Genomic DNA, 12512 nt, shown 5'->3' with positions numbered 1-12512 from the left:
GTGCACTTTATGGCGCGTTTTTTTAAGGTTCGATGTAAGGCTTTCCCGGAACGCCCCAGCCCCATTCCGGCATGGGGGTGCCGGGCTCGATGGATGGCTTTTCGGCATTCGACGTGATCACCGCAATGCGGGTGCCCCATTCGACGTAGGCGACGAAGGCGGATCGGAATTCCGGGTCGTCGGGCAATTGGATCTCGTCCGCCGTGTCGATCAGCAGCTTCACCCATTGGCGGCGGTGCTGTTCTGTAAGATGGCGTCCCAAGTGGCGCTGCACCATACCGGCATGGCCGCCGCCTTCCGCCGTATAGGCGGCCGGACCGCCAAAGACCTCGGCGATGAAGTTGGCTACCAGCTGCTGGTGATGTGCCGACATGTGCCGGAAGACGGGTTCCAGCAAGGGGTCGGCCAGGACCTTCTTATAAAATGCATCTGTGAGCTGCCGGCATTTTTCCATGCCTCCCATCCATTCGTAGAGGGTGGGTATCCTGTTTTGCTCTGGCGTCATCATGAAGCAAACTTAGGAATTTGCGGGACAACGGGAAAGTACTTACCAAAAAAAGGGTCGTGGGACGTCATTACAGTATTTCTATATATCCGTCCGTTCCATTCACCCGGATGCGCTGCCTGTCTTTGATCAGGCTGGTAGCATTTTCCACTCCGACAATTGCCGGCAAGCCATATTCACGTGCGATAACCGCGCCATGGGTCATCAACCCGCCGACTTCGGTGACCAGGCCTTTTATGGATACAAACAAAGGTGTCCAGCTAGGGTCGGTAAAGGAGGTGACCAATATGTCTCCCTCTTCCAGATCGGCCGCTTCCATGTTCAGGATGACACGTGCCCGTCCCTCTATAACGCCGGAAGAGACAGGCAGACCTACAATAGCTCCGGCCGGCAGATTTTCCCGCTTGTACTTACCTGTAACAATTTCACCATCCGACGTGATAACACGTGGCGGAGTTAGTTTTTCATATACGCTGTATTCATCTTTTCGTTTGCCGATGATCCGGTAGTCCTGTTTGTTTGTGCGTATGGCTTCCTGCAATTCTTCAAACGTGAGATAGTAAATATCTTCTTTTTCATGAAGAACATTGGCTTGTAAGAGTCGATCAGCTTCCTTTAGTAAAGCCTGCTTATAAACGAAGTAGCGACTAACAATGTCGTATTTCGGATATTCACGATAACCGATGAAATTCCGGATCAGGTCGATCATTTGTTTTGCCTCTCCGGCTTTTTGTTCACCATCCGGTAATTGTTTCAATCGGGTTAATAAATCCCGTTCTTTTTTCAAGGCCACCTGTCGGCCCTGCTCGAATTTCCGGCTACCGGCGCCAGGCTCAAGGTTTTTGATGTTACTGAGGATCACAGGTACCAGTATAGCTGGTTTTTCACTCCAGCGTGTCCTTGTAATATCGATCTCCCCGGCACATCGCATGCCGTATTTGTCGAGATAAGCATTGATAGCGTCCCGGGTTTCCTTTCCGCCATCGAACTTAACCAGCTCATCCAAAAAGTTGTCATCCTTTACCTGTTGCAAGTACTCGATTATTTCCGGATAGGGACGAATTACATCTGCAACGTCCAACAGCTCCATACCCATTTCAGAAGTGACGTTGTTAGATACAGACAGGGAAAGCGTGTCTGCTACGTTTTTTTCACCTAACCAGTCGTTCATTTTTTCATTGACCCATGCTGAAGCATGGATGGCGGCCATGATCACATTCAAATTTTTCAGATCTGCCGCACGCTGCTTCCGTTGCTGCATATCTTCCAGGATAGAATCAAATACATCCATTCCTGATTTCGTTTGGATGTTACGCTTTAACGCTGATAACGATGTCTCACTACTCTTGATCAAATCAGCAACAATTGCCGGATCGTTTCCTGCTTCTGCCAGAATATCCGCAGACGACATGCCCTTATGGCTTTTAAAGGGGCCTGGTTCGCTTTTGTCATTTGGGTCCAATTTTATAAAATCTCCCCGGTCTATGATGTTAATAAGCGCGTCTTCGATGAGCGGATCGGAGTGCCCTAAAACATCCAACAAATTTTGCCTGCCTGCCGGTGAAGCCAGGCCCACCGAAATATCCACAAACAGCCTTCCACCACCGGTTTTAAATATGGGTCGGGCACCTGTTAACAACCAAACAGATATCCCCAGCGGTTTAATAGGATCAGTCATCATTTGCTGATGGCCTACAGAGACATACACGTGATTCTCCTGGTCATTTGCTTCAGGAATGGGATATAAAGTAGTGATGGGCCGGCTCTGGACAATATAAAATGCATCATTCACCAAACACCATTCGATGTCCTGCGGAGAACCAAAGTGCCTTTCAATCTTTCTGCCTGTTTGCTCAAGCTGCAAGAGCTCTTCATCAGTAAGGGCTTGCTGGTTTTGCAGATGGGCCTCCACCTCTTGTCGTACGGTGCCTCCGCCTGCGGCGGGATAAATAGCAAGCATCTTCGTTGATATTTTCTTGTCTACGATCTCGCCGTTGCGCACTTTATAGTTATCTGCATTCACCAGGCCGGCAACCAGCGCCTCCCCCAATCCAAAGCCGGCATCAATGGATACCACTTTTCTGTTGCCAGTGACGGGATCGGCAGTAAATAATATTCCTGCCGCCTGCGGGAAGACCATTTTCTGCACAATCACAGACAGGTGGACTTTACGGTGGTCGAAGCCGTTTTGAAGCCGGTAAATCACCGCCCTGGCGGTGAATAGCGATGCCCAGCACTTGCTGATATGTGTTAGGATGGCCTCTTCCCCGACGATGTTCAAATAAGTATCCTGCTGGCCTGCAAAGGAGGCCGTCGGCAGGTCTTCGGCCGTAGCACTGGACCGGACAGCAAAGGCATCTTTTTCACCAAACTTCGTGAGACAACTCCCAATCTCTTCTGCCACATCCTTAGGAATGGGTGTTCTTTCGATGGCCATTCGGATCTTTGCGCTGATCTCATTGATGTTTTCCCTCTCTTCTGCCTTAAGGTGCATTAATTCATCCAGCAAGCTGTTAAGCTCCTGATTTTTTTCGGTTATTTTTTTATACGCTTCGGTGGTAATGCAAAATCCATCGGGCACCCTTATTCCTTCGATCCCGGACAGTTCGCCTAGATTAGCGCCCTTGCCTCCCACAACCATAAAATTTGTTCTGTCGATCTCCTGAAAACGGCGTACATACGTATTCATATACCTTTTATTTTGCCGTCGAATTTAGGCAGGAGTTTTATATCCCGTAAGGATGGACAATAAAATAAAGATTCAAACAAATTGAGCGCTATGTTGTTGAAGATGCAAAGGGGTAGCTGCTGCCCAAGGACCAGCCAGGAAGGAGGATCTTTCCAATGAATGCGAGCGCTTCCATGCTCCAACTAATAATTTCAACAGATATTTTATCTTATCAGCGGGGAAGGGGGATATGCTCCTGCGGGATATTCCATCCTTCCAGCCGGAGTTCGGGCGGCGCACCTTTCAACATCGCTGTCGGGCAACTAACCGTCGCCGTTATTGTCCCGCCGGGAGGCACGGAAAAATAATTATCAGACCAGTAGCTGGGCAGGACCTCTTCGCCGTCCGCTGTGACCTGCGGGTTCAGGAAGAAGGCGAGCTTGTCTGAAGTATTCTTGCATTGGACCGTCCAGGTGCGGTAGGTTTTGTTACCCGGGTGAGGGGTGACTTGCACCTGTACGCGGGCGGCGGGCATCTGTCGGAGTGTGGTGAAGTCATGTTCCGGCGACATCCAGTAGGTGTTGCGGGAAATTGTTTTGCCTGCTGCGTCCTGGAGGGTCAGCTGGACGAAGGAGATGCCTTTTATCTTTCTCAGGGGTTCGGCCAGTGAAAGGACGGATCTTGCATCCGTGGTGTCGATGGAAGCGCGGCCTTCCTGTTTGAATAGCGTCTTACCATTGAGGTCTATGATCGTTGCGTTGTAGCTTAACCCTTTGCGGGATTGATAGGTGCGGTTGACCAGGGCTACGGAAGAGTCGTCCAGGTTCAGCTGGATATGGAGGGGCTCGCAGGCACGCTGCATGAAATAATATCCTGCATTGGGCTCCAGGAACCAGTCGTATACCTGCCAGACGACGCTGGGGAAGGCTGCATTCAGCTTCCAGAGCATGACGCCGCCTGTTTCGCGCAGCTTGTGACCTGTCGCTTCGAAGATGGAGCGATAGCCGTTGGCATTCAGCAGCTGCATTTTTTCGGAGAAATCACGGAGGCTGTTGGGTGCGCCGTAGCGGGCGACCATCGCCTTATAGTAAGTGTCATATCTCCCGTTGCCTGTGCAGGCGTCATGATAACCCCAGGTATTGTTGAGGGGATAGGGCAACCTGGGATCGGGCGCCAGGTTGGGGATGATCTTTGCCAGGGTATTGTAAGGAGGTTGGGAAGGGATCCCGGTTTCATCCTTGAATACCCAGCCTTTTCCCTCATTGACGAGTCGATAGTATTGTGCATCATCCTGCCAGGAGTAGGGGCCACCGCTGTATACGCCGGACAGCTTGTTATCGGGCCAGGAGCCTTTCCAGTCTTCCGGCGCTTTGGAGAAGCCGGAGGAGCAGGGGATAAAAGGTCTGGTTCCGTCCAGGTTAGCGACGTTGTCACGCATGGCATCGTAGAGCTCTTTGCGGGCGTGGCCTTCGTTGCCGCCTGTCCATACCAGCAGGCTGGGGTGATTGCGGATACGGAGGATGGTGCTGATAACATTGTTTACAAACACGCTGGTCTGCAGCGGCCAGTCGGCGGAGCCTTTGAATCCCCCGTTGGTGTCGCCTGTGATCCAGAAGTCCTGCCAGACCAGCAGGCCATAGCGGTCTGCCAGCTCGTAGAAGTCGTCTGTTTCGCCCAGGCCGCCGCCCCAGATGCGAACGAGGTTCACATTGGCATTCCGGCAGAGCTTCAATTCGTAATCATATCGCTGGTAATCCCTGTTCAGCATCATATCGGGCACCCAGGCGCCTCCCACCAGGTGGACGCGCCGGCCGTTGACATAAAAATCGCGGCGGATATAGCCATGGACATCGGTGGCAGTGGAGCCGACGGTACGGATGCCGAAAAGGAAAGAAGTGTCTTCCGAGATGCCGTTCTGGTCCGCAAAGCGAAGCCGGATACGATAGAGGTTAGGGTTGCCATAGCCGTTAGGCCACCACAGGCGGGGGTTGCGGATCGTCAGGGACGGAGTGTTACCCGGGGTCAGATGGATATTGCCGGTGGCATTGGCCTCGGCCGTCAGGTCTTTTGTAAAAGTGATGGGCTGTCCGCCGGAGAAGTTCTCCGGGATAATGGTGACGGTGAGCTTCCCTTTAAGCGGCTGGCTCCCTGTATTGGAAAGGTTGATGTTCAGCGAAAGCTTTGCCGTGTTGGTGTCGGGCAGGTCGGTGATGATCTGTGGATGGGTGATGATCACCTGCCCGGTGGTCCGGAGGTATACGGGCTGCCAGATGCCCATGTTGCGGTCCCTCACTTCCGGGATCCAATCCCAACCTACGGAGCTAAGCATGGTGACGTTTTTTCCGATGTCGCCCGTGGGTCCGCCATTCTCATAAAAATCGTCCATGGCTTCCAGCTGGGGTTCGGCGGGCAGACCGGGTTCGTCCAGTGGATAGATCTTTACGGCCAGGGCGTTGGTCTCCCCTGCTTTGATGGCCGGGTCCGCGTCGAGATAGAACTCTTCGAACATGCCTACCATCCGGGAGGAGTCGGCGATGCGGCGGCCGTTGAGCCAGACGTCGGCCCTATAGTTGATGCCTTTAAAGATCAGCTGAAAATGCCGCCCTTTGTCGGCAGCGGGCACGAAGAAGGTGGTGCGATACCAATAGGGTTTTTTCCAGGGGTTGGGCTCGCCCGGAAGGTGGCTGTACTGCGCTAAATGGTATTGATGGTTAAAAGAGTCGGAGGCATCCGGGATGAGCATGTTGTTCATGCCTGTATAGGGATCGGGATAGACCTTATTGGCGACGAGACCTGTGAGGACCGTGGAGGGTACGGTGACGGGGTACCAATAGTCCGGGGCCTGGTAGCTGGCCGAAGAAATGACAGCTCCCTCATCCTTTACGACGGCGGAAGACTGGAGGGTAAAACGGGAGAGCTTTACCTGGCGGACGGATTGGGCGGCGATCGTCAAAGAGAAAAGGCAAACGATGTTTGTGATGACGATGGTCCTGGCGGCAAAAAACGAGTTGCTTTGCATAAGTTCCTGCTAAAAATCGAGGTGATCCAAATATGTCCGGAGATCGGAATTTTGCAAAAGTACGTCATATAAGACCTTTTCGTCCGCCGTTTCTAATTCTGAATCAGGATTATTACGGCAGGCAGAGGCCTTTCACTTTATTTTCCCGTCATGTCGCTGTTGCTGACAAAGGCGATCTTTTTACCATCGGGAGACCAGGATGGAGTGTTGATGGAGCCTTGTCCTCCGTACAAATAGGCCAATACCCTGGGTTCGCCCCTCCCGTCAATGGGCAACAGGCGGATATAGACATGTTTGTAAGGGGGGTGGATATTAGCGGGGGTCTCTTCCTTCAAAAAAGAGAGATATACAAACCATTTGCCATCGGGCGAGATATGGGCAAACCAGTTATTGAGGTTGTCACTGGTGATCTGTTCCTGCTGGCTGCCATCGGGCCGCATGCGCCAGATCTGCATCAGGCCTGTACGGACGGAATTGAAATAGATATATTTCCCGTCGGGGGTGTATTCGGGGCCGTCGTCAAGTCCTTTGTTGGTGGTTAGCCTGATCTCTTTCCCGCCGGCGGCCGGCACTTTATACACATCAAACTCTCCGTCGCGCTCGCCACAGAATACCAGGTCCTTCCCGTCGGGCGACCATCCGTGGAGGTAGGAAGGTCCTTTGGGGGTGACCTGTTGGGGCGTCCCTCCTTCTATGGGCACGGTGTAAATGATGGAGCCGCCCAGCTCTCTTACAGAGCTGCTCAGGCCGAGCATTTTCCCGTCGAAAGAAAGGACGTGGTCATTATTGTTATGGGTGATCGTTCCCGTGTTGATGGGAGTGGGTGTCCGGGAGGCGAGGTCAAAGCGGTAGATCGTTCCTTTGGCATCATTGAAAATAAGGTTCCTGCCGTCCGGCGTCCAGTTGGGGGCCTGTATGGAATAGGGAACGGAGTAAATAATATCCCGGCGGCCGGAGGCCAGCTCCAGGATCTCCAGGTTACTGCCCAGGGTCATTCCGGTGTTCTCATTCGACTCGCCCTTCATGGGGATCGAGATATTGACGTTGCTGAATACCCCCGTCTCCAGCTTGTCTGCATCGTGTGACCCTACAAAAAGGCCGACATATACTTCGTCGCCCAGGTCGATGCCGGAGATGGTATCGGTCTGAAAGGGCTGGCCGTATTGGGCTGCGCGCATGATGTAGCGATCGCCCTTTCTTTCCAGCTGGAGGATATTGGCCTTGGTCAGCTTCAGCCTGTGCTCTTCCGTCTGCGCGCCGGTGGTGCGGCGGAACTGAAGGGAGGTGAGGCCATCGCCGTGCTCGACCGCGTTGACATGGGGGGACTTGCCGTCCAGGCTCTTGCGAACCATCCAGCCTACCTTTCGATGCTGTTCTATCCAGTTGCCCAGGAATTCGGCCCGGGTGTACAGGATGAAATCGCCTTTCATCTTCTTCCATACGAACTGGAATTCGTCGTGGTCTCCCCAAATATTGTAGCCGGCCCCGGAGATGACGTACTGGCCAGTGGCCGGGATGAAGACGGCTGAGCCGGGCATCACATTATTACCCACATCGCCATGTGCTTCAAAAATGCCCACGCTACCTTGCTGGCTGCGTGCGGAGAAAGATATTAATATTAAAAGCAGCAATACGTTGGTGCGTCTCATCAAATAGAGTTGAATTTTTAAAAAATATGCTACCTGGGATGGGACAAATGTAGCCTTAATCAGGATTCCCTGGTTCATCGCAAGCGTTTTACCCCTTTACTAAGGAAAAAAGGTGCTGAGGGCATTTTGGATACAACTATCTGTGGTTTGGACACTTGCCGGAAAAGCAGGTGATAGAGCTTTGTACTTCAAATTACAAAAAATGAAGACAATTTTTATCACCGGAGCCTCCACGGGCTTAGGGAAAGCAGTAGCAAAGTTATTTGCGGCCAGGGGTTGGAAGGTCGTCGCCACCATGCGTAAACCTGAAAATGAAAAAGAGTTAACTTTGATCGACAACATTACCCTGTTGCCATTGGATGTTACCAACGTTGCACAGATCAAAGAAACGACACAAAAGGCTATCGCCGCGGGCAATATTGATGTCGTGTTTAATAATGCGGGCTACGGATTGCTGGGGCCGCTGGAATCGACCACCGACGAGCAATTGGTTCGCCAGCTAAACACTAATATTCTGGGCGTTATTCGTGTTACACAGGCATTCATTCCTTATTTCAGGGAAAGACAACAGGGACTTTTTATATCCACCACGTCGATTGGGGGACTTATTACCTTTCCGTTCAGCTCGGTGTATCATGCTACAAAATGGGCTTTGGAAGGCTGGAGTGAAAGCATGGCATTTGAATTGAAAAAGATCGGCGTTGGTATTAAAACGGTTTCTCCCGGGGGCATTAAAACGGACTTCCTGAGCCGTTCCGCCGATATGTCATCCCATCCTGCCTATGAAAAATGGTTAACGCATATGTTCGCCGGCATTAATGAAGATCATTTTACGCCGGCAGAGCAGATTGCCGAAGTGGTCTATGAAGCCGCTACAGACGGGGCAGATAAACTCAGGTATGTGGCAGGCGAAGATGCGAAAACATTCTATGCACAACGTTTGCAATTGGGCGATGAAGGGTTCAGAAAACAAATGGAGCAGACATTATTGGGAAACTAAATCAACCAGTTACTAAAGTGAAAAATGACCATACACCGCAAAAAATTAATTCTATCTCCGAATTACACCGGATGCTGGGCTTACCAAAGCCTTTGCATCCGTTGGTAAGCCTGGTGGATAATACCAAGATAGCTGTAGATAAAGACAAGCTGCCCGCAGCCTTCTTATTTAATTTTTATAAGATCTCGTATAAAACGGTCCTTCGCGGCAAAATACGGTACGGCCAAAATTATTATGATTTTGACGAAGGCGGCCTTGTCTTTACGGCGCCCAACCAGGTCCTGGCCATTACCGACGACACGGAGTATCTGGGAAGTACTTTACTCTTTCATCCCGATTTTATCAGGAATTATCCGTTGGGGGAAAATATTAAGAAGTTTGGGTTCTTTTCGTACGATACCCATGAAGCTTTGCATCTGTCTGAAAAAGAAAAGGCCGTCATCCTCAATATTTTCAGGAATATGGAGGATGAATTGCAATCGACCATAGATGATTTCAGCCAGGATGTGATCATCGCTCAAATTGAGCTGCTGTTGAATTACAGCAATCGTTTTTATAAGCGCCAGTTCCTTACCAGGAAGGCTGTGAATAGTGATCTGTTGTCGCAATTAGAACACTTGCTGGATGATTATTTTGACAAGGAAAGCGCTTTGACCAAAGGTTTACCCACGGTGCAATACCTTGCAGAACAGTTACATGTTTCGCCGCGCTATTTAAGCGATATGCTTCGTAGCCTGACCGGGCAAAATGCCCAACAGCACATTCACCATAAGCTGATCGAGAAGGCCAAGGTGATGTTGTCCACCAGTAATTTATCGGTTGCGGAAGTGGCCTATCAGCTGGGCTTCGAATACCCGCAATCCTTTAATAAATTATTCAAAAGAAAAACGAGTTTGTCTCCATTGGAATTCAGGGAATCGTTCAATTAAGAAATCCGGGTATTAGTCACAATATTACATCTCCTTCAGGGTCAGGGCAATGGTAAGGTATTCGGACAGCCCGTGTATCGGATCCGGACAGCAAAAAAAAGTGTAACGAATATAAAATATTAGCTATCAACCAGGTATTGAAGCGGTATTTTATTTGAAGTGTTGGCAGGGCTGTCTCTTAAAAGAAATTTCTATGTTCAAAAGCTATTGGACCATGGCTTGGCGCACCCTGGTCCGTAACAAAATTTATACCCTCGTCAATGTCCTGGGATTGGCGCTGGGCATTTGTGCCTGTCTGGTCATCTGGGTGATTGTCCGCTACGAATTCAGCTTTGACCGTAATCATCCGGGCGGCAGCAGGATCTACCGGGTCAACACTTATGAGCAGTTTATAAAGAATGAACCGGAGCGCCTTGTGCCGGCCGTATTGGCGGATCTGCCTGAAGCCATTCGGAAAGAGGTGCCGGGCGTGGAGACCGTGGCGCCTTATCATATTTTGGCGCATGACACGGCCACGGTCACAGGAGTGGGGAAGCAAGAAGCTAATTATCCTGCAACGCCGATCGCCGCCGGACCCGAGTATTTCCGTATCATGGCTTACGAATGGCTCGCCGGGGACGAACATTCGGCGCTCGTCTATCCCTTCAGTGTAGTCCTCACGGAAAGCAGGGCCCGTCAATATTTTGGGACGGGGCCGCTCAACGGTCTTATTGGCCGGGAGATCGTCTACCAGGACAGCCTCCATGTCCATGTCAGCGGGATCGTCCGCGACTGGTCGGAACATACGGACTTTCCCTACACCGACTTTATTTCCCTGTCGACGGTGGATCACAGCTTTTTGCTGCAAAGCCTTGGGCTCGATCCGTCACGGGCCAATAAAACTACAGCCATGGAGGCCGTGCTCCTGCAACTCGCGCCCAAAGCCGATCCGGACCATATCAGGACCGTCTTGTCGGCGCTGTACGAAAGGCAGGGCCGGACGAAGAGTATTTTTCCCCGCATCGAGCTGCAGCCCCTCAGTAGCGTGCATTTTACTTCCGTGGGAGGTGATAGCGCCATCAGCACTTCGCAGCTGTCGGTCTTATATGCGTTGCTGAGCATCGCGTTGTTTATTCTCGTCTTAGCCATGATCAATTATGTCAACCTAGCTACGGCCCAGTCGCTGACAAGGGAAAAAGAGATCAGCATCCGTAAGGTGATAGGGAGCGGCAGGCTCCACCTGATCGTGCAACTGCTGAGCGAGACCTTTTTGCTGACAGCGCTGGCCGGATTTATGGCCCTGTTGCTGGCAGCTCCGGTGCTACACGTTTTTCAGCAATTCATCCCTCCGGGTTTGCGGTTCTCACCGTTTGCACCGGTCAATCTGCTGTTTTTGCTGGGGATCACCCTCTTCATTACTTTGTTGGCGGGGCTTTATCCGGCAAGACTGTTGTCTTTTCATTCTCCTGTCGCGGCGCTGAAAGGAGCGGGGGCGCCGAGGGGTGGGGAGAAATGGTGGTTGCGGAAGGGGCTGATCGTGTTCCAGTTCACCATCTCCCTGCTCTTTATCATCGGCACGATGGTCATTGGCCGGCAGATCTCCTTCATGTTGCACAAAGATCTCGGTTTCCGGAGCGATGCCATTGTCACTTTCAACACGGATGAACGTAAGGACAGCGTCGGTAAAGCGCGGTTGCTGGAAGAAACGATCAGGCAGGTGCCTGGTGTTGCAGACGTGGCCCGGGAAAATATGCCGCCGATGGGTTCAGACAGGGGTATTTTTACGATCAGGTTAAGGGCCAATAGTACGGAGCGGCTGATCGTCGAGGCCATTACTGCCGACGAGCATTATATCCAGCTCTATGGGATCCGCTTGCTGGCGGGGAAGAACCTGTTTCCAAGCGATACGCTTAAGGAAGTGGTGATCAATGAGAGCTTGTCAAAAGCCCTGGGCTTCGGGAGCCCTGACCAGGCTATCGGGAAACAGATCTATACCTGGAACAAATATGTACCGATCGTCGGGGTCGTGGCGGATTTTCATAAATACTCCTATCGCGCACCCATTCAGCCCTTGCTGATTGCGGGCATCGCTTGCACCGACATCGCGGTGAGGCTCGATACCAAGGGAAGATCGGCGGGAGAAGTCCGCGCCATCCTTACGCGGATCGGGCGGCAGTGGAAAGCATTCTACCCGCATCGCCCCTTTGAATTCAGTTTTTTCGACGATGAGATTGCGCAGCTCTACCGGCGCGAGCAGACTATGGAATGGCTGATGGACATTGCGACGGGCATCACCTTATTGATCAGCTGTATCGGGCTCTTCGGGCTGACCCTGTTCACTACGGAGAGAAGGACCCGGGAGATCGGCATCCGCAAGGTAATGGGGGCCCGGGTGACGGATATCCTCACCTTGTTGGGTAAAGACCTTGTCCTGCTGATGCTGATCGCGTTGGTGATCGCCTCGGCGGGCGGTTGGTATGGCATGCACTGGTGGTTGCAGGATTATGCTTATCGCGTGCGCATCGGGGCGGATGTGTTCCTGTTGGCAGGCGCAGCCTTGTTGCTGGTGACGGTGCTGACGGTGGGGGCGCAGTCGTTAAAGGCGGCGCTGGTCAACCCGATTAAGTCGTTGCGTACGGAATGATCTTCCCTTAAAGTGAGCTTTGTTACCTGCCGGATATATTGTCGGCGTGCCAGGATCAAAGCCCGGCGAAGATGGGGGGCGGAAAAAAGAATGCCGGCCTGCCCTGTTTAAAGGCAGTT

7 protein-coding genes are annotated in these 12512 nt (G+C 51.8%); 3 read left to right on the top strand and 4 right to left on the bottom strand.

Features of this window, described 5'->3' with window-relative positions; all coding sequences use genetic code 11:
- Positions 1-22: 22 nt before the first annotated feature.
- From Q4E93_RS22765 to Q4E93_RS22750, 4 genes are all read right to left on the bottom strand, one after another.
- Entirely contained in the window at positions 23-508 is a 486-nt protein-coding gene (locus Q4E93_RS22765; RefSeq protein WP_303589228.1) for a group II truncated hemoglobin, read from the bottom strand.
- A gap of 67 nt (positions 509-575) precedes the next feature.
- A complete protein-coding gene (gene ppsA / locus Q4E93_RS22760; protein ID WP_303589226.1) occupies positions 576-3194 on the bottom strand; it encodes a phosphoenolpyruvate synthase in 2619 nt (872 codons plus the stop codon).
- Between the two features lie 211 nt (positions 3195-3405).
- A complete protein-coding gene (locus Q4E93_RS22755; RefSeq protein ID WP_303589224.1) occupies positions 3406-6192 on the bottom strand; it encodes a glycoside hydrolase family 2 protein in 2787 nt (928 codons plus the stop codon).
- Positions 6193-6329: 137 nt separating this feature from the next.
- Complete coding sequence (locus Q4E93_RS22750; RefSeq protein ID WP_303589222.1) at positions 6330-7841, bottom strand: TolB family protein; 1512 nt, start codon at positions 7839-7841, stop codon at positions 6330-6332.
- A gap of 202 nt (positions 7842-8043) precedes the next feature.
- Here Q4E93_RS22750 and Q4E93_RS22745 point away from each other — a divergent pair, with 202 nt between their 5' ends.
- The 3 genes from Q4E93_RS22745 (at position 8044) to Q4E93_RS22735 (ending at position 12393) form a co-directional block, all read left to right on the top strand.
- Positions 8044-8841 carry an SDR family oxidoreductase gene (locus tag Q4E93_RS22745; protein ID WP_303589221.1) on the top strand — a complete coding sequence of 266 codons (798 nt, stop codon included), beginning with the start codon at positions 8044-8046 and terminating at the stop codon, positions 8839-8841.
- Positions 8842-8912: 71 nt separating this feature from the next.
- On the top strand, positions 8913-9770 hold the full coding sequence (locus tag Q4E93_RS22740; RefSeq protein WP_303589220.1) for a helix-turn-helix domain-containing protein: 858 nt from the start codon (positions 8913-8915) through the stop codon (positions 9768-9770).
- Between the two features lie 193 nt (positions 9771-9963).
- On the top strand, positions 9964-12393 hold the full coding sequence (locus tag Q4E93_RS22735; RefSeq protein ID WP_303589218.1) for an ABC transporter permease: 2430 nt from the start codon (positions 9964-9966) through the stop codon (positions 12391-12393).
- Positions 12394-12512: the final 119 nt, after the last annotated feature.

Origin of the sequence: Flavitalea plasmicola (genome assembly GCF_030546645.1) — a bacterium.
In the GTDB taxonomy this organism is placed as follows: Bacteria; Bacteroidota; Bacteroidia; order Chitinophagales; family Chitinophagaceae; genus Puia.
This window is presented reverse-complemented; position numbering and strand designations above follow the sequence as displayed.

What these genes read in the sequence shown, in the direction of transcription:
- Q4E93_RS22765 (WP_303589228.1), bottom strand. Translation starts at nt 508, where the DNA reads ATGATGACGCCAGAGCAAAACAGGATACCCACCCTCTACGAATGGATG.
- ppsA (WP_303589226.1), bottom strand. Translation starts at nt 3,194, where the DNA reads ATGAATACGTATGTACGCCGTTTTCAGGAGATCGACAGAACAAATTTT.
- Q4E93_RS22755 (WP_303589224.1), bottom strand. Translation starts at nt 6,192, where the DNA reads ATGCAAAGCAACTCGTTTTTTGCCGCCAGGACCATCGTCATCACAAAC.
- Q4E93_RS22750 (WP_303589222.1), bottom strand. Translation starts at nt 7,841, where the DNA reads ATGAGACGCACCAACGTATTGCTGCTTTTAATATTAATATCTTTCTCC.
- Q4E93_RS22745 (WP_303589221.1), top strand. Translation starts at nt 8,044, where the DNA reads ATGAAGACAATTTTTATCACCGGAGCCTCCACGGGCTTAGGGAAAGCA.
- Q4E93_RS22740 (WP_303589220.1), top strand. Translation starts at nt 8,913, where the DNA reads ATGCTGGGCTTACCAAAGCCTTTGCATCCGTTGGTAAGCCTGGTGGAT.
- Q4E93_RS22735 (WP_303589218.1), top strand. Translation starts at nt 9,964, where the DNA reads ATGTTCAAAAGCTATTGGACCATGGCTTGGCGCACCCTGGTCCGTAAC.